Source organism: Pseudorhizobium banfieldiae (assembly GCF_000967425.1).
GTDB classification, from domain to species: Bacteria; Pseudomonadota; Alphaproteobacteria; order Rhizobiales; family Rhizobiaceae; genus Neorhizobium; species Neorhizobium banfieldiae.
The window spans coordinates 1,648,415-1,670,395 of sequence record NZ_FO082820.1; the positions used below are offsets into that span (position 1 = coordinate 1,648,415).

24 protein-coding genes are annotated in these 21,981 nt (G+C 63.3%); 13 read left to right on the forward strand and 11 right to left on the reverse strand.

The features are described from left to right. Positions 1–78: 78 nt before the first annotated feature. Positions 79–1,758, forward strand: coding sequence for an NAD+ synthase (locus tag NT26_RS08165; RefSeq protein ID WP_052638313.1), 1,680 nt, complete (start codon positions 79–81; stop codon positions 1,756–1,758). Then, positions 1,759–2,601: a TolB family protein gene (locus tag NT26_RS08170; RefSeq protein WP_052638314.1), complete on the forward strand. Its 843-nt coding sequence runs from the start codon at positions 1,759–1,761 to the stop codon at positions 2,599–2,601. It begins immediately after the preceding gene. A 9-nt stretch (positions 2,602–2,610) separates the two neighbouring features. Here NT26_RS08170 and NT26_RS08175 read toward each other — a convergent pair whose 3' ends face one another. Together NT26_RS08175 and NT26_RS08180 are read right to left on the reverse strand one after the other, a co-directional pair. Next, a complete protein-coding gene (locus NT26_RS08175) occupies positions 2,611–3,288 on the reverse strand; it encodes a hypothetical protein (RefSeq protein ID WP_052638315.1) in 678 nt (225 codons plus the stop codon). Positions 3,289–3,365: 77 nt separating this feature from the next. Further along, a complete protein-coding gene (locus tag NT26_RS08180) occupies positions 3,366–5,669 on the reverse strand; it encodes an NADP-dependent malic enzyme (RefSeq protein ID WP_052638316.1) in 2,304 nt (767 codons plus the stop codon). A 198-nt stretch (positions 5,670–5,867) separates the two neighbouring features. Between NT26_RS08180 and NT26_RS08185 the strand changes: the two genes are divergently transcribed. Beyond that, entirely contained in the window at positions 5,868–6,671 is an 804-nt protein-coding gene (locus NT26_RS08185) for a UDP-2,3-diacylglucosamine diphosphatase (protein ID WP_052638317.1), read from the forward strand. A gap of 99 nt (positions 6,672–6,770) precedes the next feature. Then, complete coding sequence (locus tag NT26_RS08190; RefSeq protein ID WP_052638318.1) at positions 6,771–7,976, forward strand: MFS transporter; 1,206 nt, start codon at positions 6,771–6,773, stop codon at positions 7,974–7,976. Here the strand turns inward: NT26_RS08190 and dgcA are convergent. Then, positions 7,928–8,908: an N-acetyl-D-Glu racemase DgcA gene (gene dgcA / locus NT26_RS08195; protein WP_052638319.1), complete on the reverse strand. Its 981-nt coding sequence runs from the start codon at positions 8,906–8,908 to the stop codon at positions 7,928–7,930. The genes NT26_RS08190 and dgcA overlap by 49 nt on opposite strands. Before the next feature lie 147 nt (positions 8,909–9,055). On the opposite strand from dgcA, the gene NT26_RS08200 reads away from it, so the two are divergent. Genes NT26_RS08200 through NT26_RS08215 form a run of 4 tightly spaced genes read left to right on the forward strand, consistent with a single transcriptional unit; the run spans position 9,056 to position 12,993 of the window. Next, positions 9,056–10,180, forward strand: coding sequence for an ABC transporter permease (locus tag NT26_RS08200; RefSeq protein ID WP_052641971.1), 1,125 nt, complete (start codon positions 9,056–9,058; stop codon positions 10,178–10,180). Between the two features lie 10 nt (positions 10,181–10,190). Next, positions 10,191–11,018 (forward strand): ABC transporter ATP-binding protein, encoded by an 828-nt coding sequence (locus NT26_RS08205; RefSeq protein WP_052638320.1) that lies wholly within the window; start codon positions 10,191–10,193, stop codon positions 11,016–11,018. A 9-nt stretch (positions 11,019–11,027) separates the two neighbouring features. Then, entirely contained in the window at positions 11,028–12,398 is a 1,371-nt protein-coding gene (locus NT26_RS08210; protein ID WP_052638321.1) for an MlaD family protein, read from the forward strand. Positions 12,399–12,411: 13 nt separating this feature from the next. Continuing rightward, positions 12,412–12,993, forward strand: coding sequence for an ABC-type transport auxiliary lipoprotein family protein (locus NT26_RS08215; RefSeq protein ID WP_052641973.1), 582 nt, complete (start codon positions 12,412–12,414; stop codon positions 12,991–12,993). A 124-nt stretch (positions 12,994–13,117) separates the two neighbouring features. On the opposite strand, the gene NT26_RS08220 is transcribed toward NT26_RS08215, so the two are convergent. After that, positions 13,118–13,390, reverse strand: a complete 273-nt coding sequence (locus NT26_RS08220) for a hypothetical protein (RefSeq protein ID WP_052638322.1) — start codon at positions 13,388–13,390, stop codon at positions 13,118–13,120. 120 nt (positions 13,391–13,510) lie between these two features. Here NT26_RS08220 and crcB point away from each other — a divergent pair, with 120 nt between their 5' ends. From crcB to NT26_RS08245, 5 genes are read left to right on the forward strand one after another with little or no spacing between them, the layout of a single operon-like run. After that, positions 13,511–13,888: a fluoride efflux transporter CrcB gene (gene crcB / locus NT26_RS08225; RefSeq protein WP_052638323.1), complete on the forward strand. Its 378-nt coding sequence runs from the start codon at positions 13,511–13,513 to the stop codon at positions 13,886–13,888. A 35-nt stretch (positions 13,889–13,923) separates the two neighbouring features. Next, positions 13,924–14,913, forward strand: coding sequence for an RluA family pseudouridine synthase (locus NT26_RS08230; protein WP_052638324.1), 990 nt, complete (start codon positions 13,924–13,926; stop codon positions 14,911–14,913). Then, positions 14,910–15,563 (forward strand): HAD family hydrolase, encoded by a 654-nt coding sequence (locus NT26_RS08235; protein WP_052638325.1) that lies wholly within the window; start codon positions 14,910–14,912, stop codon positions 15,561–15,563. The genes NT26_RS08230 and NT26_RS08235 overlap by 4 nt, the downstream gene beginning before the upstream one ends. An 8-nt stretch (positions 15,564–15,571) precedes the next feature. Further along, positions 15,572–16,360, forward strand: coding sequence for an ATP12 family chaperone protein (locus tag NT26_RS08240; protein WP_052638326.1), 789 nt, complete (start codon positions 15,572–15,574; stop codon positions 16,358–16,360). Positions 16,361–16,413: 53 nt separating this feature from the next. After that, complete coding sequence (locus NT26_RS08245) at positions 16,414–16,908, forward strand: hypothetical protein (RefSeq protein ID WP_065814522.1); 495 nt, start codon at positions 16,414–16,416, stop codon at positions 16,906–16,908. Here NT26_RS08245 and sugE read toward each other — a convergent pair. The 7 genes from sugE to lipB form a co-directional block, all read right to left on the reverse strand. Further along, positions 16,905–17,222, reverse strand: coding sequence for a quaternary ammonium compound efflux SMR transporter SugE (sugE, locus tag NT26_RS08250; protein ID WP_052638327.1), 318 nt, complete (start codon positions 17,220–17,222; stop codon positions 16,905–16,907). The genes NT26_RS08245 and sugE overlap by 4 nt on opposite strands. Positions 17,223–17,357: 135 nt before the next feature. Further along, the gene (fghA, locus tag NT26_RS08255; RefSeq protein ID WP_052638328.1) at positions 17,358–18,197 is read right to left on the reverse strand and encodes an S-formylglutathione hydrolase; all 840 of its coding nucleotides are present in this window, start codon (positions 18,195–18,197) and stop codon (positions 17,358–17,360) included. Further along, positions 18,194–18,658, reverse strand: a complete 465-nt coding sequence (locus NT26_RS08260; protein WP_052638329.1) for a YaiI/YqxD family protein — start codon at positions 18,656–18,658, stop codon at positions 18,194–18,196. The genes fghA and NT26_RS08260 overlap by 4 nt, the downstream gene beginning before the upstream one ends. Further along, a complete protein-coding gene (locus NT26_RS08265; RefSeq protein ID WP_052638330.1) occupies positions 18,655–19,110 on the reverse strand; it encodes a GNAT family N-acetyltransferase in 456 nt (151 codons plus the stop codon). The genes NT26_RS08260 and NT26_RS08265 overlap by 4 nt, the downstream gene beginning before the upstream one ends. Further along, positions 19,110–20,237 carry an S-(hydroxymethyl)glutathione dehydrogenase/class III alcohol dehydrogenase gene (locus tag NT26_RS08270; protein ID WP_052638331.1) on the reverse strand — a complete coding sequence of 376 codons (1,128 nt, stop codon included), beginning with the start codon at positions 20,235–20,237 and terminating at the stop codon, positions 19,110–19,112. The genes NT26_RS08265 and NT26_RS08270 overlap by 1 nt, the downstream gene beginning before the upstream one ends. Before the next feature lie 104 nt (positions 20,238–20,341). Beyond that, positions 20,342–21,049 carry a hypothetical protein gene (locus tag NT26_RS08275; RefSeq protein WP_052638332.1) on the reverse strand — a complete coding sequence of 236 codons (708 nt, stop codon included), beginning with the start codon at positions 21,047–21,049 and terminating at the stop codon, positions 20,342–20,344. A gap of 200 nt (positions 21,050–21,249) precedes the next feature. Further along, positions 21,250–21,966, reverse strand: a complete 717-nt coding sequence (gene lipB / locus NT26_RS08280) for a lipoyl(octanoyl) transferase LipB (RefSeq protein WP_052638333.1) — start codon at positions 21,964–21,966, stop codon at positions 21,250–21,252. Between the last annotated feature and the right edge of the window lie 15 nt (positions 21,967–21,981).

The following is a 21,981-nucleotide window of genomic DNA, read 5'->3' on the forward strand; positions in this document are numbered from 1 at the left end:
ACAAGGTTGCATGTGGTCTTCGACGATCGGCCGGGCGTCGCCGTTGCTCAGTTTCCGAGGCTGCGGTAGATCTCGCACATGACCCAGAAAAATCCCGAAACCCGCGCCATGCGTATCGCCATCGCCCAGATCAACCCGACCGTGGGAGACGTGGTCCAGAACCTTGCAAAGGCACGCGAGGCAAGGGCCGACGCCGCGCGCGAGGGCGCCGACCTGGTGATTTTCACCGAGCTCTTCATCTCCGGCTACCCGCCGGAAGACCTGGTGTTGAAGCCCGCCTTCCTCAAAGCCTGCCTTCAGGCGGTCGAGGCGCTGGCTGCGGACACGGCCGATGGCGGACCGGGCCTTGTCATGGGTTTCCCGCGGCAGGGAGAGCGCGGACGGCATAATTCTATCGCGGTGCTGGACGAGGGCCGGATCCTCGCCGTTCGCGACAAGGTCGACCTGCCGAACTATGGCGAGTTTGACGAGAAGCGGGTGTTCGTAGCTGGCGAGATGCCGGGGCCGGTAAACTTCCGCGGCATCCGCCTCGGCATTCCGATCTGCGAGGATATCTGGGGCGATCTTGGCGTCTGCGAAACGCTCGCCGAGAGCGGGGCTGAGATCCTGCTGTCACCGAATGGTTCGCCCTACTATCGCGGCAAGGTGGATGTGCGCCACCAGGTGGTGCTGAAGCAGGTGATCGAGACCGGGCTGCCGATGATCTACGCCAACCAGTTGGGCGGCCAAGATGAGCTTGTCTTCGACGGCGCAAGCTTCGGCTTCAATGCCGACAGGACGCTGGCATTCCAGATGAGCCAGTTTGAGTCTGCAATCACCGTCACCGACTGGCGCGGCGGGCCGGATGGATGGCGCTGTACGAACGGTCCGATGGCACGCCTGCCGGAAAAGGAGGAAGCGGACTATCGCGCCTGCGTCCTCGGCTTCCGGGACTATGTTAACAAGAACGGTTTCAAGTCCGTGGTCCTCGGCCTTTCCGGCGGCATCGATTCCGCCGTCTGCGCGGCGATTGCCGTCGATGCGCTGGGCGAGGAGCGGGTGCGCTGCGTCATGCTGCCTTATCGCTACACCTCCGACGAATCGCTGAAGGATGCCGCCGATTGCGCCAGGGCGCTCGGAACACGCTATGACATCGTGCCGATCTCCGAGCCGGTCGAGGGTTTCCTGTCGTCGCTCGCTGAGCTCTTCGAGGGAACGGACGAGGGGATCACTGAGGAGAACCTCCAGAGCCGGACCCGCGGCACGATCCTCATGGCGATCTCCAACAAGTTCGGCTCCATGGTGGTGACGACCGGCAACAAATCGGAAATGTCGGTCGGTTATGCGACGCTTTACGGCGACATGAACGGTGGCTTCAACCCGATCAAGGACCTCTACAAGATGCAGGTCTATGCGATCGCCGACTGGCGCAACAAGTACATGCCGCCGAACGTGCTCGGACCAAGTGGCGAGGTCATCCCGCAGAACATCATCGCCAAGGCACCGTCAGCGGAACTGCGGCCCAACCAGACCGACCAGGATTCCTTGCCGCCCTATCCCGTGCTCGACGACATCCTAGAATGCCTGGTGGAGCAGGAAATGTCGGTCGAGGAGATCGTCGCGCGCGGCCATGATCTGGCAACCGTGCACCGGGTGGAGCACCTGCTCTACCTGGCGGAATACAAGCGGCGGCAATCGGCGCCCGGCGTGAAGATCACGAAGAAGAACTTCGGCCGTGACCGGCGCTACCCGATCACCAACCGTTTCCGGGACCGGTAGATGGTTCGCAGCTCCATCGAGACGTTTGACCTCGCCACCCGCCAGAGCCGTGTGGTCTGGCAGACGGAGGCGCTGTTCGAAGCGCCGAACTGGTCGCCCTGCGGGCGTTACCTGCTTCTCAATAGCGAGGGACTGATCTACACGCTGGCGATCGATGGCAGCATGCGCCCGCAACTGGTCGACACCGGCTTCGCCCGCCAGTGCAACAACGATCACGGCATCTGCCCGGATGGTTCGCTGATCGCAATCTCTGACAAGGCCGAGTTCGGACAGTCGGCCATCTACGTGCTCCCGGCTGCCGGGGGCGAGCCGCGGCTGGTGACACGAAACCTTCCCTCCTACTGGCATGGCTGGTCGCCTGACGGACGGAAATTCGCCTATTGCGGGATCAGGGACGACCTCTTCGACATCTACACGATCGACATGGAAGGCGGGGAAGAGTGCCGGCTGACCTTCGGCGAAGGGCGCAATGACGGGCCAGACTATTCACCGGATGGCCGCTGGATTTACTTCAACTCCAGCCGCAGCGGCCTGATGCAGATCTGGCGGGTGCCGGCTGAGGGAGGCGCGGCCGAGAGGATCACCGAGAGCGCCTATGGCGACTGGTTCCCGCATCCGTCACCGGACGGTGACAGGATCATTTTCCTCTCCTACGATCCGGAAGTTTTCGACCATCCGCGAGACAAGCCGGTCCGAATCCGGATGATGGATGTCGATGGCGGCAATGCCGAAACCCTGTTCGAGCTCTTTGGCGGGCAGGGGACGTTGAACTCTCCCAACTGGTCGCCGGATGGCAGTGCCTTCGCCTATGTCCGCTATTTTCCCGTCAGCGCATCGGGCTGAGGGTTCCATTTATTGCCTTGGCTGCGCCCCGTCCTTTGCGGGATTGGCGAGGTCGATCCGATCCTCGTCGGGAAGAAACACCGGGCCTACGGTTCGCACCGGCTTCGACGCGTCATAGGGCCGCTCGGGGGGCGGTGGCGCCGCGATCGCCTCGGCGGCGGGCGAGGAGGTGCGTCCGGCGTCCGGGGACAGGGTCGTGATGCTGGAATAGGGTCTCACTGATCCCTCGTCGTGAATGGCGGGGGCAGGGTCGGCGGAAACGGGGACCGGCTCCAGGACTGCATCAGGCTGGCAGCCATTTTCCTTTAGCGCTGCGAGAACCGCGTTGCGCTCTCCGCTCGGGCGCAGGATGCGTTGAGCCGCCGACCGCTGTGCTGCGATGGCATCCCGCGCCGTCTCCATCTCCCGCAGGGCGACTGCGAGGTCGGCGCAGAGGTCGTTCTGCTGGCCGATTGTGACGATGCTGCCGCCGCAGCGCGCGCGCCGCATTTCCGTCCGCAAGTGACGGATTTCGTCATCATGATAGCGCAGCGCCTCGGCGTGCCGACGTACCTCCGCCGTGCTTCCGATCACTTGCGGCAGCGTCGCAAGCCGCCTCTGCAGCGTCCGGCAGATGTCCGGCGTCTCGGCCGTAGCCGTCAGTGGAACGAACAGCAGTGCGGCCGTGATGGTAAGGCGAAGGAACATGCCTCCTCCTGTCGAAGCGATCTCTCCCGGCAATCATCCACATCGCCGGTTGAGATTGTCATAACAGTCGACGGGGGTCAGCCCTGCGAGGCTTCGACCACCGCCAGCGCAGCCATATTGACGACGCCGCGCGAGGTGACGGATGTCGACAGGATATGCGCGGGCAGTGCGGCGCCGAGGAGTATGGGGCCGACATGCAGCGCATCCATCATGGTCCTGACGATCCCGAGTGAGATGTTGGCCGCATCGAGATTCGGGAAGACGAGGAGGTTGGCTTCACCGGTGAGGGTGCTGTCCGGCATGGCGCGCTTGCGCAGCGGCTCCGACAGCGCCGATCCTCCCTGCATCTCGCCATCCACTTCCAATTCCGGCGCCTGCTCACGAAGGAGAGCCAGGGCCTCTCGCATCTTCGCCGCACTTTCGGAATGGCGTGAGCCGAAGTTGGAATGGCTGATCAGTGCCGCCTTCGGCGTAATCCCGAAGCGGCGGATTTCCTGCGCAGCCAGGATCGTCATTTCGGCGATCTCCGCGGCAGACGGATTGTAGGTGACGAAGGTGTCGGTGAAGAAGATCGCACCGCGCTGGGAGATCAGCAGACTCATACCGGAAAAGGCGTGAACGCCCGTGCGCTTGCCGATGATCTGGTTGACGTCACGCAGGTGCTTGTCGAAGCGACCTTCGACACCGCAGATGAGCGCGTCAGCCTCGCCACGACGAACGGCAAGGGCACCGATCACGGTCGTGTTGGTGCGGACGACGGTACGGGCAGCTTCCGGATTGACCCCCGCACGGCCCACGAGAGAGAAGTAGTCGTCGACATAGTCGCGGTAGCGCGGATCGTCTTCCGGGTTGACCACCTCGAAATCAACGTTCGGGCGGATGCGGATGCCGAAGCGTTTCAGGCGCGCCTCGATGACGCTCGGGCGACCGATCAAGATCGGCCGCGCGGTGCGATCTTCGAGCAGAACCTGCGCGGCGCGCAGCACGCGCTCATCCTCGCCCTCGGCGAAGATGACGCGGTTCTTCTCGGCGCTCTTTGCGGCGCTGAAGATCGGCTTCATGACGAAACCGGAGCGCCAGACGAAGCGGTTCAACTGGTCGAGATAGGCGTCGAAATCCTGGATCGGCCGCGAGGCCACGCCCGTTTCAGCCGCGGCCTTCGCGACGGCCGGCGCGATGCGCAGGATGAGACGCGGGTCGAAGGGCGAGGGGATGAGATAGTCGGGGCCGAAGACGGGGGTCTCGCCGCTATAGGCGCGGGCCGCGACGTCCGAGACCTCCTCGCGCGCCAGCGCAGCGATGGCCTGGACGGCGGCCATCTTCATCTCCTCGTTGATGGTACGGGCGCCGCAGTCGAGTGCACCCCTGAAAATATAGGGGAAACAGATGACGTTGTTCACCTGGTTTGGAAAATCCGAGCGCCCGGTGCAGATCATCGCATCAGGACGCGCTTCCCGTGCGAGCTGCGGCATGATCTCCGGGGTCGGGTTGGCGAGCGCCATGATGAGCGGCTTCTCGGCCATCTTGGCCAAGAGTTCCGGCTTCAGGACGCCGGCGGCGGAGAGGCCGAGGAACACGTCGGCACCCTCGATGCTCTCGTCCAGGCTGCGCTTATCGCTCTCCTGGCAATAGATCGCCTTCCACTGGTCCATCAGCGTCTCGCGACCGAGATAGACGAGGCCTTCGATGTCGTGGACCCAGATGTTTTCCTTGCGGGCGCCGAGCGAGACGAGCAGGTTGAGGCAGGCAAGGGCCGCCGCACCGGCACCGGAGGCGACGATCTTCACCTCGGCGATGTTCTTGCCGGCAAGTTCCAGGCCGTTCAGGATGGCCGCGGCGACGATGATGGCCGTGCCGTGCTGGTCATCGTGGAAGACCGGGATGTTCATCTTTTCGCGAAGCTGGCGCTCGACCTCGAAGCACTCCGGCGACTTGATGTCCTCGAGGTTGATGCCGCCGAAGGTCGGCTCGAGCGCCGAGATGGTCGAGACCATGCGATCGATCTCGTTGGCATCGATCTCGATGTCGAAGACGTCGATGCCGGCGAACTTCTTGAACAGGACGGCCTTGCCCTCCATCACCGGCTTGGACGCCAGCGGGCCGATATTGCCGAGGCCGAGAACCGCCGTGCCGTTGGAGATGACGGCGACGAGATTGGATCGGGCCGTATAGTCGGCTGCGGTGTTCGGATCGTCGCGGATGGCGAGGCAGGGGGCGGCGACGCCGGGCGAATAGGCGAGCGCCAGGTCGCGCTGGTTGCCGAGCGGCTTGGTCGGCTGGATCTCAAGTTTGCCGGGGCGCGGGTAACGGTGGAAGAAGAGGGCCTGCTCGTCGAGGTCGCCCGATTTGCTCGTACCGTTCACCTTTACGTCGTCCTGCATCTCTGGCGCCTCCGGGATTCGTCTTTAGTCCAATGCGTTGTGAGGCATTCCTTACAACAATCGTTGCGGCGGAACAGCAGTAATTTCCGCAGGCAGGGAGGAGGGCGGGATGGCGCCGGGAGGTGCCATGTTCCTGAAACACGAGTCTGGTTTTGAAAGGCAAGCCACGGATCGCAACGACAGGGGACATCGACCGCGATGGCGAATACAAGGCATTTCCGCACCATCTTTCTTTCGGACGTCCACCTCGGCTCCAAGGCGGCACGGACCGATCTGCTCCTCGACTTCCTTCGCCACCATGAGGCCGACACGATCATCCTGGTCGGTGACATTGTCGATGGCTGGCGCCTGAAGCGGAGCTGGCACTGGCCGCAGGGGTGCAACGATGTGGTGCAGAAGCTGCTGCGCAAGGCCCGCAAGGGAACGCGGATCGTCTACATCCCCGGCAATCACGACGAGTTCCTGCGCGACTTCCCCGGCAGCCATTTTGGCGGCATCGAGGTTGCCGAACGGTTGATCCACGAGGCGGGCGATGGAAAGCGCTACCTGGTGCTGCACGGCGACGAATTTGACGTGGTGGTCCGCAATGCGCGGCTTCTCGCCTATCTCGGTGACTGGGCCTATGATGCGGCGATCGTCATCAACATCGGCCTGTCCGCGATCCGCCGGCGGCTCGGCATGCCGTACTGGTCCTTCTCTGCCTGGGCAAAGCTGCAGGTCAAGCAGGCCGTCAACTTCATCGGCGAGTTCCAGCGGGTGGTGGCGGACGAGGCGCGGCGCAACAATGTCGACGGCGTGATCTGCGGCCACATCCATCATGCGGTGATGGAGGACATGGACGGCATTCACTACATCAACACCGGCGACTGGGTGGAGAGCTGTACGGCCGTCGCCGAGCACCAGGACGGGACGATGGAGATGATCGAGTGGCACGGTCTCGTAACCGTCCCGGCGCCTTCGCCCGTACCGGCGGAAATCCTCAACGACATGAAGGCCGCCTGACGGGTGCGACATTCTGGTCGGGCATTGCCTTTCTGCCACAGGATCGAACGCGGTCGCGTGCTAGGGTCGTGATCCCGGACCTGATTCCCTGTTGCTCCCGTGATCACTGGCACTGCGACCGAGCCGCCGCCTCGGCACTTCCAACTGCGCTGCGCGCTCGCATTCGCGGCGCCGATCGGCGTCAACGGCATCATCCTCCCGTATTTTCCGGTCTGGCTCGACACGCTGAAGTTCAGCGAGTTCGAGATCGGCATGATCCTCGCGATCCCGATGATCGTCCGCATCGTCACGGCTCCGATCGTTGGTGCCATCGCCGACCGCCTCCAGGAACGGTCGAAGGTACTGATGTGGTCAGGCATGCTCTCCTTCATGACGGCGCTTGCCCTGTTTGCCGTCACTGGGTTCTGGCCCGTCCTCATCGTCTACGCGCTCCAGGCGGCCTTCTTCGCCGCCTATGTCCCGGTGGTCGATTCGATTGCGGTGAGCGGCGTGCGGCGCTGGGGGTTCCAGTATGGGGCTCTGCGGGTATGGGGATCGGTCGGGTTTGTCGCCATGAGCCTGCTGATGGGGCAACTCATCGGCATCTGGGGCGGAGGAGTCCTTCCGACCGTCGCCTGCCTTGCCTTTGCGATGACAATCGCGGCCGCCTTTGCTGCTCCCCGGATCGGCCGGAAGCGGCGCCCTTCTGCGGGCCTGCGCAATTGGCGCCTCGGAGCGATGGGACGGCTCGACCTGCATATGCTGATGATCGGTGCCTCCGTGGCCCAGGCAAGCCACGCCATGTTCTATGCCTTCGGCGCCATCCATTGGCAGCAGGTCGGCTTCGATGGCATGGAGATCGGCATCCTCTGGAGCACGGCAGTGATTGCCGAGATCGCAGTTTTCTTCGCGTCCGCCTTCATTGCAAGGCACCTGTCGCCCTGGACCATGATGCGACTAGGCTGCGCTGTCGCAGTGGCCAGATGGGCGATCTTCCCAATGCCCCTCGGTTTCTGGGGGTATCTGCTTTTGCAGTCGGCGCACGCCTTCACGTTCACCTTCCTGCATATCGGTGTTCAGCATAAACTGGTCGAGATCGTCCGCGAGGAGCAGGAATCGTCGATGCAAGGGACCTATTTCTTCTACAATGGCGCCTTCCTCGCGTTGGCGACATTTCTCTCCGGCGCCCTTTACCGGAGTTACGGAGTGGCGAGTTACCCGGCGATGGCCCTGACCGCCGTGCTCGGCCTGTTGCTGCTTGCGCTGGCGGCGCGCCTTCAGCCCCAGAGTGCCGAGGGCGGCGGAAAGAGCGTCGACCCTTCGTAGTCAAGACCGGGTTGCCGGTCGCGGGCCAGCAGAAGCGGACCGTCGAGATCGGCATAGTCGACGTCCTGCGCCAGCAGTGCCGCCGGCGCCATTGCAAGCGACGTACCGACCATGCAGCCAACCATGATCCCAAGACCGAGCCGCCTGGCTTCCGCCTTCATGTGCAGCGCCTCGGTCAGTCCGCCGGTCTTGTCAAGCTTGATGTTCACCGCATCGTATCGGTCGCGAAGGCCGACAAGGTCCGCGGTGGCGTGGACGCTCTCGTCGGCACAGATGGGCACCAGCCTTTGGGTCCGTGCCAGCAACGCATCTTCTCCAGCAGGCAGGGGTTGTTCGATCAGGTCGATTCGCATCTCCTGGGCGACGTGGAGATGCTCCTCGAGGTTCTGCTCCGTCCATCCCTCGTTGGCATCGACGATGATGCGGCTTGCCGGTGCCGCCTCCCGCACCGCCCGCATCCGGGACGTGTCGTCAGTCGTCCCCAGCTTGACTTTGAGCAGCGGCCGCTGGGCGTTGTGCGCAGCCGCCGCGGCCATGGCATCCGGTTCGGCGAGCGACAGCGTGAAGGCCGTCGTGATCGGATGCGGCACGACGCCGAGCCTTTCGGCGACCGGGGTTCCAGTCAGCTTGGCCTCCAGGTCCCAAAGTGCGCAATCGACGGCGTTGCGCGCCGCGCCAGGCTTCATCAGCGACTGGATCTCGATTCGGTTCGCGCCCGCAGCGATCGCGGGCCTGACCGCAAGGATGTCAGCGAGGACCTGTTCCACCGTTTCGCCGTAGCGCCGGTAAGGGACGCATTCGCCCCGGCCGGACAAGCCGTCGGCGGAGATCGAGCAGGTGATGACCTCGGCTTCGGTCTTGGATCCGCGGGAGATCGTGAAGAGGCCGGCAATCGGGAAGGCTTCTATTGTGGCCTCAAGGTTACGGCGCATGCTTTTGAACGTCCCATAAGTGGTATTTCCAGACGGCCACGTTATATTGCCGCTCGTCTCACCCGATCAACCTGTCATCGGCATTGCCGCGCCAATTGACGAAAGAAGCCAGTGCCGCCCCAGTCCCTCGAAATCAGCATCGCCGAGATGGCAGCCGAAGCGATGCCCGGGGGTGATGGCGAGCGATTCGTCGCGCGGGGTGACTGGCGCAACCACAGCATATCGGACGTGCTCGGCACGCTCGAGCGGCTCGAGAAGGCATCCGGGCGCGGAAGGGTGGATATCGACGTTTCCGGCGTACAGGCGATCGATACTGCTGGCGCCTGGCTGATCCGTCGCCTCATCAGTGCCAAGCAGGAGCAGGGACGCGAGGTCTCGCTGTCGGGGGCGCACGGTGCGATCGACGAGCTGATTGCAGTCCTGCCCGAAAAGGCTCCGGCGCCAACTGCATCACCCGGTCCGCGCGCCTCTCTCTTCGAACGCATCTTTGCGCCGATGGGCAAGCTCGTGAGCGAACTGGCCGGCGACGCAGTAGCCGCCATGCATATCCTCGGATCGGCGGTCCGGGGTGCTCAGATGAAGCTTGGGCGCGGTGGCGGCGTTTCCCCTGCATCTGTCGTCAACCAGATCGACCACATGGGCGTCCGCGCGGTGCCGATCATCATGCTGATGTCCTTCCTGATCGGTGCCATCATTGCGCAGCAGGGAGCCTTCCAGCTGCGCTATTTCGGTGCCGAGATCTTTGTCGTCGACCTTGTGGGCATCCTGCAACTGCGCGAGATCGGCGTGCTTCTCACGGCGATCATGATCGCTGGCCGCTCCGGAAGCGCGATCACCGCCGAGATCGGCTCGATGAAGATGCGCGAGGAGATCGATGCGCTGACGGTCATCGGGCTCAACCCCGTCGGCGTTCTGATCTTTCCCCGCCTGGTCGCGCTGACGATCGTGTTGCCGCTGCTGACGATCATCGCGAATTTCTCGGCGCTGTACGGAGCCGCGGTTGTCGCGCTCACCTACTCGGGCATCACGTTCGATACCTTCCTGTCGCGTTTGCACGAGGCGATCGACCATACCTCGGTGGCGTCCGGCATGATCAAGGCGCCGTTCATGGCACTGGCAATCGGCATCGTCGCCGCCGTCGAAGGCATGAAGGTAGGGGGCAGCGCCGAGTCGCTCGGCCGCCACGTCACCGCGTCGGTAGTGAAGTCGATCTTCGCGGTGATCGTCATGGATGCCTTCTTCGCGATCTTCTACTCCGCGATCGACTTCTAGGAGCGGCGGAGTGAGGGAAACGGATTTGCAGCAACAGGATCGACACGGCAGGCAGGTGGTACTGTCTGTCCGCGACGTGACCGTCGGCTTCGGCTCCAACATCGTGCTCGACAAGCTGAACCTCGACGTCTATCGCGGCGAGATCCTGGGGTTCGTCGGCGCCTCGGGCACAGGCAAATCCGTGCTGATGCGCACCGTGCTGCGGCTTCTGCCTCGCCGCTCCGGCAGCATAGAAATCCTCGGGGCGGACTACGACAGGGCCGACGAGCAGCAGCGGATGGCCCTCGACACGCGGCTTGGCGTGCTTTTCCAGCATGGCGCCCTGTTCTCCTCGCTGACGGTCAAGGAAAACATCCAGTTGCCGATGCGCGAATACCTCGACCTGCCGCAGGCGCTGATGGATGAGCTCGCCTACCTGAAGATCGAGATGGTGGGGCTCGCTCCGGACGCCGCCGACAAATATCCGTCCGAACTCTCCGGTGGCATGATCAAGAGAGCAGCATTGGCGCGGGCGCTGGCGCTCGATCCGGATCTCGTATTCCTGGACGAGCCGACATCCGGGCTCGACCCGATCGGGGCCGCGGATTTCGATATGCTGATTGCCCGGCTGCGCGATACGCTCGGTCTCACCGTCTACATGGTAACCCATGATCTCGACAGCCTTTTTTCCGTGTGCGACCGTATTGCAGTCCTCGGACAGAAGCGGGTATTGGTGGAAGGGACGCTGGAGGACATGTTCGCATTCGATGATCCGTGGGTTCAATCCTACTTCCGCGGCAAGCGTGCCCGTTCGGTCGTGAGACCGGACGCACCTTCCGTGCATCCAGAAAAGAAGTGATCTGAGGCCATGGAAACCAAAGCCAACTACGCGATCGTCGGGTTCTTCACCCTCCTGGTGATCGCTGCCGCCTTCGGATTTGTGTACTGGATGGCGCAATCGGGCCGCGGCGGACCGATGGCCGAATTGGCCATCCGCATTCCCGGCTCCGCAAACGGTTTGTCGGTCGGCTCGCCGGTCCGCTTCAACGGCATCCCGGTCGGCTCGGTGCGCAACCTCTCGATCGATCCGGACGATCCCCAGTATTCCATCGCCTTCACGGAAGTCCGCGCCGACGCGCCGGTCTACCCCTCAACACGCGCGGTTCTCGAAGTACAGGGCCTCACCGGAGCCGCCTATATCGAGTTGTCAGGCGGCAACAAGGGCGAGGAGAACATCCTGCAGAAGGCGATCGAGACAGAGCGGCCGGCCGTCCTCATCGCCGACCAGTCGAGCGTGACCAATCTGCTGGCGACCGCCGACAAGATCCTCGATCGGGCGAACCAGGCGATCGGCGACATCCAGGGCTTCGTCGCCGATTCTCGCGGGCCGCTCACCCAGACGATCCGAAACGCCGAGACATTCACGGCCTCGCTCAGCAACAATTCCGGTGCGATTGACGAGTTCCTGGGCAGCATGTCGACGCTTTCGGGCACATTCAACCGCGTTTCCGAGCGGCTGGATTCGACGCTTGAGGCGGCTGAAGAACTGGTCCGGGCCGTCGATGCGGAGAAGGTCAATCAGGTCGTCTCGAACGCCGAGCGGACCACGCGGAACATCGCCAACGCGTCGGACAATCTGGATGAGATCGCCCAGAGCGTCCGCGACGCCGCGTCTGGTTTCCAGCGTGCCACCGAGGACGCCCAGTCGGTTCTGAGACGTGCGGACCAACTGATGGCGGCGATCGACACGCAGAACATCGGCACGGCCGTCAACAACATCACCGCCGCCAGCGAGGATGCTCGAACGGCAATCTCGTCCGCCCGCGGCATCGTCGATGATGTCGCCGCCCGCCGGGAGGATATCGATCGGGCGATCGGCGATTTCACCGATCTTGCCCAGAAGCTCAACAACGCGTCGAACCGCGTCGATGGAATCCTCGCCAAGGTGGATGGCCTCCTGACGAGTGACGACTCCGAATCGCTGTTCGCCGAAGCGCGGCGCACGCTCGAGTCGTTCCGCACCGTTGCGGACAACATCAACGCGCGGGTGGGGCCGATTGCCGACAACCTCCAGCGATTTTCCGCCTCGGGCTTGCGCGATATCCAGACCCTGGTGGACGACACCAGACGGACAGTCCGCAGCCTGAACGATACCATCAGCAATTTCGACGAGAACCCGCAGCGGATCATCTTCGGCGGGGAAACGGTGAAGCAATATGACGGCAGGACGCGTCGATAGGAGCGAAGTTCGCATGACCTGGAAGCATTGGGCGGTCCTGCCACTGGTGGCACTTCTAGCCGCCGGCTGTGGATCGAAGGCCAGCAATGACACCTTCGACCTGTCGATAACTCCTGCAAGCACGGGCCCGGCGGCGCGCGGGCGCCAGATCCTCGTTCCCGAGCCGACGGCGCTGAAATCGCTGGACAGCGAGCAGGTTGTGGTTCGTGTTTCCCAGGCAGAGATCCAGTACCTTGCGAAGTCGCAATGGGGCGATCGTCTGCCACGCATGGTCCAGTCCAAGCTAGTGGAGGCCTTCGAGAACAGCGGCCGGCTGGGCGGCGTCGGCAAGCCAGGGCAGGGACTGGCCATCGACTACCAGATCGTCACCGATATCCGCACCTTCGAAGTCGATACCAGCGGCCCCGACGTGGCGAATGTCGAGATCTCGGTGAAGATCCTCAACGACCGTAACGGCACCGTACGGGCTCAACAGGTCTTTGCGGGAAGCGTGCCGGTGTCGGGATCAGAGAACCGAGACTTCATTGCCGCTCTTGACCGGGCATTCGCCAAGGTCGGCGCGGAGATCGTCGAGTGGTCGCTGCGCGTCATGTGATCGGCGAGCCTTCGGGTGGACCGCCCAAGGCGCATCAACTGTAAGCAGCAACTGTCAACGCCTCGGCGATCTTCGGGGCGGCGCCAGTATCTGAATTGAGCGATCGGGTGCTGAAGGTGGAGCCTCAATCCTCCAGGCTGCGATAAGCGGCCTGGACCTGAGCAAGCGTTGCCTGCTGACCCATGCGGTAATTCGGAGCAAGCAGATCGAAATCGACAGTGGATGCCGGGATCAACTGGTCGACCGTTGTGTCACCCGTCTTGGCACGGAGATTTCCCCGATCCGCGATAACCCTGGCATCCTGGGCCTCGTCCTTGGCCGACAGACGGCGCGCAGGCTTCAACGCATCTGCTGCGTAAGCCGCCGTGTTCGCCGAGACTGAAACAACCAGGGTCATGTGAGTTTATCCACTGCTCCAGCCTAGAATCTAATGGGGGGTGGCTTGGTTCCCTGTTAAGGAATTCGTTAGGGTTTTAATCATTGCTCGTTTTCCTGTCCTTTTTCGGATCGCCTGTTGATGCTGCATCTGCTTCTCGTCGCCGCCGGCGGCGCCACCGGCTCCGTTCTCCGCTACCTGGTCGGACACTGGAGCATTCGCCTGCTGGGCCCGTCGTTTCCGTGGGGCACCCTGATCGTGAACGTGTTGGGCTCTTTTGCCATCGGTCTCCTGGCCGAACTGATCTCCCGAAAGCTGGACGCCTCCTTGGAGATGCGTCTGTTGCTGGTGACGGGCTTCCTTGGCGGCTTCACCACCTTTTCCGCCTTCTCGCTTGATGCCCTCGTCCTTTTCGAGCGCGGTGCGACGGGAGCGGCCGTCGCCTATATCCTCGGCAGCGTCGGGCTCTCGCTGGCGGCGGTGATGGGCGGGCTGGCGCTTGGTCGGTCGATGTTCTAAAGACCGGTCAAACCGAAGAAGAACGAAAGAACATCATGGCAGGCATCGAGCACATCCGCGTTGAGGCGGACGAAGCGGGCATGCGCCTGGACCGTTGGTTCAAGGTCCATTATCCCGGTCTCGGCTTTGGCGCGCTGCAGAAACTGCTGCGCTCGGGCCAGGTGCGTGTCGATGGGGGGCGGGTGAAATCCGACGCCCGTGTCCAGCCTGGACAGACGGTGCGGGTCCCGCCGCTGGATGTCGATACGAAGAAGGCCGGCCCCATCGCCGGCAAGGATCTGAAGCATTCCAGCGACTACGAGCTGTTGCAGCGCATGGTGTTGCACGAGGATGACAAGGTGATCGTCCTCAACAAGCCGGCGGGCTTGGCGGTCCAGGGTGGCTCCGGCGTCACGCGTCACATCGACCAGATGCTGGATGCATGGACCAGTCCGAAGGGGGAGAAGCCGCGCCTCGTCCATCGCCTGGACCGTGACACCTCCGGCGTGCTGGTGATTGCCCGCACGCGCGGGGCGGCGCAAAAGCTGACGGCTGCGTTTCGCGAACGCGACACCAAGAAGACCTATTGGGCCCTGGTGAAGGGTGTGCCGCGCAAGCACGAGGACAAGATCTCGACCTGGCTCGTCAAGGAGCAGACGCCGGACGGCGATCGCATGCGGATCGCCAAGCACGGGGAGGCCGGCGCCGACCATGCGGTTTCCTTCTACCGCGTACTGGAAACGGCCGCACAGACCATGGCCTGGCTGGAGATGGAGCCCTATACCGGCAGAACGCATCAGCTGCGCGTCCATGCCCTGCATATCGGGCACCCGATCATCGGCGATCCGAAATATTTCGATGACGACATCAACTGGCCGTTCCCCGGCGGTATCCAGAAGCGGCTGCACCTGCATGCCCGCCATATCGACATCCCGCATCCCTCCGGAGGGCGTCTGAAGGTGACGGCACCGCTGCCGCCGCATATGGTCCAGAGCTGGAACCTGCTCGGCTTCGACCTGGAGAGCGGCGGGAGTGCCGACGAATGAAACTCATCCTCTTTGATTGCGACGGCACTCTGGTCGACAGCGTGTCGCTGATCCACGAGACGATGCGCCGGACCTTCCTGCATTTCGACAAGCCGGAGCCGAGGGTGGAGGCGACGAAGGCGATCATCGGCCTGACACTCGATATTGCCATTGCACGTATGCTGGGGCGCCCGCATGCGGGCGACGAGGAAGTGGCGATGATGGCCTATTACAAGTCGCTGTTTTCCGAGGTGCGACGGGACCTCGATTTCCGCGAACCGTTGTTCCCGGGCATCCGGGAGTTGGTCGATAAGATCGGGCCGCGAGACGATCTGCTCATCGGGGCCGTCACGGGCAAGTCTCGCCGCGGACTGGATCTCATCATGGAGACGCACGGGTTCGGCAAGTACTTCGTGGTGTCTCGAACGGCGGACGACTGCCCCTCCAAGCCGCATCCCGCAATGGTGACGGAATGCTGCGACGAGACGGGGATGGTACCGGGCATGACGATGGTCATCGGTGATGCCGTCTACGACATTCAGATGGCGAAAGCGGCCGGTGCCACGGCCATCGGGGTCTCCTGGGGCTATGCGTCCGTCGAGGATCTCTGGAACGCCGGAGCAGATGCGGTCGTTGACCACCCGAACGAGTTGCTGGCCCATATCGGCTGAGGTTTCTGATGCGAGACGAGTTCAACGATCTTGAAGGGACGAGCCATCCGGATCCAACCCGGCGTGCGCAGATCCAGATGAAGCGACCCCTGCCGAAGCGCTTCTACAAGCAGGTCTCCGTCGGCGAGGATGAAGGTGGCTATGCCATCCTGCTCGACGGCCGGCCGGTGCGTACCCCGGCAAAGAACCCGCTGATAGCGCCCACCGCAGCGCTTGCCGAACTGATGCGGGTCGAGTGGGATGCGCAGGACGAGTTTGTCGATCCGCAGACCATGCCAGTCACGAAACTGGTGAATACCGCGATTGACGGTGTGGCACTCGATCCGCAGGCGGTTTTTGAGGATATTCTGCGTTTTTCGGCCAGCGACCTGCTGTGCTACCGCGCCGATGCTCCGGAGGAGCTGGTGGCGCGGCAATGCGAGCGATGGGATCCGTTGATCGACTGGGCGGCCAGTGAGCTGGGCGCACGCTTCATCCTGATTGAGGGTATCATGCCGCAGGAGCAGCCACGCGAAGCGACCAGTGCGTTCGCGGTCACGCTGCGAAAGTACGACTCGCCGATTGAACTCGCCTGTCTCCATACGGTGACCACCCTGACCGGCTCTGCGATACTTGCCCTGGCCTTCGCGGAAGGTCGTCTTTCCGCAGAAGAGGCCTGGTCGCTCGCCCATCTCGACGAGGACTGGACGGAAGAGCACTGGGGCGTAGATGCGGAGGCCAGTCTGCGTCGCGAGCGGCGCCATGAAGAATTCGGCGCGTCTGTAGCAGCCTTCGAGAGCCTTCGGCAGCCGGCTTAAGCCTTCGCTAACTGCGGCCACGGATGATCCCGGGAGTTTTTCCGGGATGATCCATGTCTGTCCGCCCACTTGCGCTCTCCATTCTTCTGGTGACCCTGCCGCTGCTGATGTCGTTCCGGCTGCAGCCGGCGGCGGCCGAGCGCGAGGCGCTGCTCTACGACGTGCGGGCGGCCTTCGTCACGGCGAGGGAAGATGTCCCGGCGCTGCTGGTGACGGAGACGGACAGGCTGGTGAACGACGCGATCCTGACAACAGTGCGCGGCCGCGTTCTCCCCCGCACCATCCTGGCGATTCGCGTCGAACACCACAAAGCGGTCCCGGCCTTGCTTGGCGGAAAGCGCGAGGCGACAGTCACGGTCGAAGCAGTCGCGGTTGCGAACGGAGTGGCGATTGCGGAGGGGACATTCACCACGTCCGTCTTCTCCCTCCGGCGTGAATCCCTTGAACTGCTGCTGGCGGAGAAGATTGCGGCTCGCATCGCGAGCGAGTTTCGCCTGACCCGTGAAGGGCCGGCGACACTCGCCACGGCGCTCTTTGCCGCCCCCTAGCCGGAGGCGACCTTCAGCCCGACGATTCCTGCAATGATCATCGCGATGCAGCCCAGGCGAAGCGCCGAGGCAGGTTCTGCAAACAGGACGATGCCGAGAATGACGGTGCCGACGGTCCCTATGCCGGTCCAGACGGCGTAGGCGGTGCCGACGGGAAGGGAGCGGATAGCAAGTCCAAGGAGCACCACCGACACCACCATGGCAGCGAGGGTGAGAAGCGTGGGCAGTGGCCGGATGAAGCCTTCGGTATATTTGAGACCGATCGCCCAGCCGATCTCGAAAAGTCCAGCAAGCGTCAGAAGTATCCAAGCCATTGCCTTACTCCGTTTGAAGGAGCGAGGCCGTCCCCGCGGAGATGACCGGGCTTGCCCGGCGGCAGCCGTCTGCCTGCTCGATATATGGTACTTTCGGGGCTGGCGGCAACCGCCCGTACGGCATGGGAGCCATGCCTAGAGACAACCCAGCCTCTTTGCGTGCCACTTCAGGTGATCATCCATGAACGTCGAGATGAAGTAATAGGAGTGGTCATAGCGTTCATGCATGCGCAGCGTCAGGGCGATGTCCGTTCCCTTGATGGCGTCTTCGAACAGCCAGGGACGCAGCCCGTCCTCCAGGAAACTGTCCGCCTTGCCCTGGTCGATCAGGAATTCGGGAAAGCGGGCACCATCCTCCACGAGGGCGCAGGCATCATATCGGCGCCATGCGCTCCGGTCGGCTCCGAGGTATTTTTCGAGCGCGGGGGCGGACCAGTCGGCCATCGAAGGTTGCACGATGGGGGCGAAGGCGGAGCAGCTCTTGAAGCGATCAGGGTTCTTGAGCGCGATTGTCATCGCTCCGTGCCCACCCATTGAGTGTCCGAAGATCCCCTGCCGGCTCATGTCGGCGCGGAAGTGCTGGCTGATCAGAGAGGGCAGCTCCTCCGTGATGTAGCTGTACATCTGGTAGTGCTCGGCCCAGGGCTTCTCGGTGGCGTCGAGATAGAAACCGGCGCCCTTTCCCATCTGCCAGTTGGTCAGTTCGTCCGGCACCTCATTGCCGCGCGGGCTGGTGTCGGGGCAGACAATGATGAGTCCGAGTTCCGAGGCGAGGCGGCGGTACTCGCCCTTCTCCATGACATTGGCATGGGTGCAGGTGAGGCCGGACAGGTACCAAAGGACGGGGCGAGGCTCGCTGATCGCCTGCGGCGGCACGAAGACCGCGAAGGTCATCTCGCATTTGCACGCGTCGGACTCGTGGGCGTAAACGCCCTGCATGCCGTCGAAGGCCGTGTTCTGGGAAATGACTTTCATGGTTGATCTCCAGGTGGCGCGTGGGTCTTGGCACGGCGGCAGAGCCGGTCGAGGGTTTCCAGGAACTGCGATCGATCCCGTGGGCTGAAGGCGGCATTGTAGCCCTTGCTCTCGCCGGTCTCTCTCAGATGCTGGCCGAGATCGCGCATGGCCGTCGCCATGCCGATGTTCGTCTCGTCAAAGATGCGGCCCGTGGGACCGGTGACAAGGGCGCCGTTGCCGACGCAGCGTCCGGCGAGCGGCACGTCGGCCGTAACCACGATGTCGCCGCTTCCCGCCCGCTCGGCGATCCAGTCGTCAGCAGCGTCGAAGGCGCCCGATACGATGACATTAGTCACCATCGGATCGCGCGAAGGGCGAAGACCCGAATTCGCAACAAGCGTTACCTCCAGCCCGTGGCGTTCGGCGACCTTGAGGATCTCCGGCTTCACGGGGCAGGCATCGGCATCTACGTAGATCACGAGGCGGCTCTTTCCATGTCGATGTGCGGGATGCCGTCCTCCACATATTCCTCGGAGGTGACGAGGAAGCCAAGCCCCCGGTAGAATTCCTGCAGGTGGCTCTGGGCAGAAATCGCGATCGGCTGGCCAGCGAACCGTGTCTCGCATTCGGCGATCGCCTCTCGCATCAGGGCCTCGCCGAGACGCTTTCCCCGATGGGCGGGTGAGACAGTGACGCGGCCAATCCTCGGTGGTGTGCCATCCGGCTGCCAAAGCCTTGCACAGGCAAGAAGCTCCTGACCATCAAGCAGCCGAAGATGCAGCGCCTCCCGGTCCTTGCCGTCGAGTTCGGGATAGGCGCAGTCCTGCTCGACAACGAACACATCGACGCGGAGCTTGAGCATCTCGTAGAGCTCGAGCGCAGGGAACTGATCAAGCGCCCGCACGTCCACCCGGTATGGCGCGCCCTCCATCAATACACCACGACGCTCCTGATGCTCTGTCCGCCATGCATGAGCTCGAAGCCCTTGTTGATATCTTCCAGCCCCATGGTGTGGGTGATCATCGGGTCGATCTCGATCTTGCCCTCCATGTACCAGTCGACGATCTTCGGCACGTCGGTGCGCCCGCGGGCGCCGCCGAAGGCCGTGCCCATCCAGGTGCGGCCGGTGACCAGCTGGAAGGGACGGGTGGAGATTTCCTGGCCGGCGCCGGCCACGCCGATGATGACCGACTTGCCCCAGCCGCGATGCGAGGCCTCCAGCGCCTGGCGCATGACCCTGGTATTGCCGGTGCAGTCGAAGGTGTAGTCGGCCCCGCCGATCTGATCGGCGCCGCGCTTCGTCATGTTGACGAGGTGAGGGACGATGTCGTCGCCCACCTCCTTCGGGTTGACGAAATGGGTCATGCCGAAGCGCTCGCCCCATTCCTTCTTGTCGTTGTTGAGGTCCACGCCGATGATCATGTCGGCGCCGGCAAGGCGCAGGCCCTGGATGACGTTCAGGCCGATGCCACCGAGCCCGAAGACGATCGCGGTCGAACCGATCTCCACCTTGGCGGTGTTGATCACGGCGCCGATGCCGGTCGTCACGCCGCAGCCGATGTAGCAGATCTTGTCGAAGGGCGCGTCCGGATTGACCTTGGCGACGGCGATCTCCGGCAAGACGGTATAGTTGGCGAAGGTCGAGCAGCCCATGTAGTGGTGCAGCTTCTCGCCGTTGATGGAAAAGCGCGAGGTCCCGTCCGGCATGACGCCCTGGCCCTGGGTGGAGCGGATGGCGGTGCACAGGTTCGTCTTGCGCGAGAGGCAGGAGGGGCATTCGCGGCATTCCGGCGTATAGAGCGGGATGACGTGGTCGCCCTTCTTGACCGAAGTGACGCCCGGACCGACATCGACCACCACGCCTGCACCCTCATGCCCGAGGATCGCCGGAAACAGACCCTCGGGGTCGGCGCCCGACAGGGTGAAATCATCCGTATGGCAGATGCCGGTCGCCTTCACCTCCACCAGCACCTCGCCGGCCCGAGGCCCCTCGAGCTGAACCGTCATGATCTCCAGCGGCTTGCCGGCTTGAACGGCAACGGCGGCGCGAACGTCCATGGTCTTTCTCCATCTTTTCGAATCCGCCGGACTGTCGCATGCGGCAGTTGATCTCTCAAGAGAAGCCCTGGCGTTCCATCTGCTCGATGGGTGCGTGGACGGCTTCAGGCTGCCGCGTGTTCGGAGACGGGAAGGTCCTCATCCAGCAGAAGCCACTCGGTAGCCCTGATGTCGTCCGAGCGGGAGGCGATCTCTGTGAGCAGCATGACATCGCGCCATCCTGGATGACACTCCTCCGCCTCACACACGACGTCTATCTGTTCGAGGATCAGCTGCTCCGCGCGTGCGAGCCGCACGGAGCCCCGATCGACGGCGGTCCGAAGAATGCGCCACAGATAGGCGAGGTCGGCCTTGGTCACGCCACGGCTGTCCAAACGCCCCCGGGCATATGCTCCGCGCGGTTCCGGCAGCAGGGCGAGGCGCAGCTGGTTCAGTGCCGCAGCGGAGAGGAAACCCGGGACGTTACACGCGATGTCGAGAACGTGAAGGATGATTTCCAGCCCTGCGGGCGAACGAACCGCGCCAGCGGAGGCAACCTTCTCCAGCAGCCAGCCGGCGGTCTCGCCCGTCACATCTCCGTCGGCCGAATCGCGCCAGACGACGAATTCGGCGATCGCCTCGACCAGATAGTCCGTCCATTCCGGGCAGTGGCTCGTGCAGCAGTCGTGTAACGCAAGGGCCATGCTGGCCTGATAACGACTGGTGATTCCATCAGGCCACATGTGGTGGCGCATCAGCCCGACGTCGTCGGGCGTTATCTCACCCTTTCCGGCAATGACACATGCCGGAAAAGAAAAGCGCAGGTCGCTCATCTTCCATCTCCGTTTCATCATGAAACTGGGATGGAAGGAATAAGCTTCACGTCTTGACGGACTGCCAACGGACGCTCTTAACGCCGCATGGGAGTGATCCTTACGATTTGACCGATGTATCGATTCGAGACACTGGTGGGGAGAGGGGACCATCTGGTCGTTCCTGTCCGCGCTTGATGTCAGACGGGTCGGAACGGTCGCTATGCCGAGGCGGTCTGGCCGAACACATCCTCGAATGCCTCGCGCAGCCGCATGTCGACATCGGTCATCATGACAGGCAGACCGAGATCGACGAGGCTGGTGACGCCATAGGCACTGATCCCGCAGGGCACGATCCCGGAGAAGTGTGTCAGATCCGGGTCGACGTTCAGCGACAGCCCATGAAAGCTCACCCAGCGCCGAAGCCTGATTCCAAGTGCCGCGATCTTGTCCTCGGTCACTGAACCGTCGGGCAGGCGCGGCTTGTCGGGCCGGCGGACCCAGACGCCAACGCGGTCCTCGCGCCGCTCGCCCCGGACATTCATCGATTCGAGGGTGCGGATGACCGTTTCCTCCAGGGCTGCCACATAGGCCCGCACGTCCTGGCGGCGGCGTTTCAGGTCCAGCATCACATAGACGACCCGCTGGCCCGGACCGTGATAGGTATATTCTCCCCCCCGCCCGGTAGCAAAGACCGGGAAGCGATCGGGATCGATAAGGTCGGAGGCATCGGCACTGGTGCCGGCCGTGTAGAGCGGTGGGTGCTCGAGCAGCCAGACGAGTTCGTCGGCCCGGCGGTCGGCAATCGCCGCCACCTCCGCCTCCATCGTCGCCACTGCTTCTTCATAAGGGACAAGACCATCGGAGATGCGCCAGCGCACCGGCGGCGAGCCCGGCAGAGGATGCATGGAGTGGTCAAGTTCGGTGCGCGCGAGCATGGGTGATCCTCGTTC

Coding starts and splice junctions, on each gene's coding strand:
- NT26_RS08165 (WP_052638313.1), top strand. CDS start 79: ATGACCCAGAAAAATCCCGAAACCCGCGCCATGCGTATCGCCATCGCC.
- NT26_RS08170 (WP_052638314.1), top strand. CDS start 1,759: ATGGTTCGCAGCTCCATCGAGACGTTTGACCTCGCCACCCGCCAGAGC.
- NT26_RS08175 (WP_052638315.1), bottom strand. CDS start 3,288: ATGTTCCTTCGCCTTACCATCACGGCCGCACTGCTGTTCGTTCCACTG.
- NT26_RS08180 (WP_052638316.1), bottom strand. CDS start 5,669: ATGCAGGACGACGTAAAGGTGAACGGTACGAGCAAATCGGGCGACCTC.
- NT26_RS08185 (WP_052638317.1), top strand. CDS start 5,868: ATGGCGAATACAAGGCATTTCCGCACCATCTTTCTTTCGGACGTCCAC.
- dgcA (WP_052638319.1), bottom strand. CDS start 8,908: ATGCGCCGTAACCTTGAGGCCACAATAGAAGCCTTCCCGATTGCCGGC.
- NT26_RS08200 (WP_052641971.1), top strand. CDS start 9,056: ATGGCAGCCGAAGCGATGCCCGGGGGTGATGGCGAGCGATTCGTCGCG.
- NT26_RS08210 (WP_052638321.1), top strand. CDS start 11,028: ATGGAAACCAAAGCCAACTACGCGATCGTCGGGTTCTTCACCCTCCTG.
- NT26_RS08215 (WP_052641973.1), top strand. CDS start 12,412: ATGACCTGGAAGCATTGGGCGGTCCTGCCACTGGTGGCACTTCTAGCC.
- NT26_RS08220 (WP_052638322.1), bottom strand. CDS start 13,390: ATGACCCTGGTTGTTTCAGTCTCGGCGAACACGGCGGCTTACGCAGCA.
- crcB (WP_052638323.1), top strand. CDS start 13,511: ATGCTGCATCTGCTTCTCGTCGCCGCCGGCGGCGCCACCGGCTCCGTT.
- NT26_RS08230 (WP_052638324.1), top strand. CDS start 13,924: ATGGCAGGCATCGAGCACATCCGCGTTGAGGCGGACGAAGCGGGCATG.
- NT26_RS08235 (WP_052638325.1), top strand. CDS start 14,910: ATGAAACTCATCCTCTTTGATTGCGACGGCACTCTGGTCGACAGCGTG.
- NT26_RS08240 (WP_052638326.1), top strand. CDS start 15,572: ATGCGAGACGAGTTCAACGATCTTGAAGGGACGAGCCATCCGGATCCA.
- NT26_RS08245 (WP_065814522.1), top strand. CDS start 16,414: ATGTCTGTCCGCCCACTTGCGCTCTCCATTCTTCTGGTGACCCTGCCG.
- sugE (WP_052638327.1), bottom strand. CDS start 17,222: ATGGCTTGGATACTTCTGACGCTTGCTGGACTTTTCGAGATCGGCTGG.
- fghA (WP_052638328.1), bottom strand. CDS start 18,197: ATGAAAGTCATTTCCCAGAACACGGCCTTCGACGGCATGCAGGGCGTT.
- NT26_RS08265 (WP_052638330.1), bottom strand. CDS start 19,110: ATGGAGGGCGCGCCATACCGGGTGGACGTGCGGGCGCTTGATCAGTTC.
- NT26_RS08270 (WP_052638331.1), bottom strand. CDS start 20,237: ATGGACGTTCGCGCCGCCGTTGCCGTTCAAGCCGGCAAGCCGCTGGAG.
- NT26_RS08275 (WP_052638332.1), bottom strand. CDS start 21,049: ATGAGCGACCTGCGCTTTTCTTTTCCGGCATGTGTCATTGCCGGAAAG.
- lipB (WP_052638333.1), bottom strand. CDS start 21,966: ATGCTCGCGCGCACCGAACTTGACCACTCCATGCATCCTCTGCCGGGC.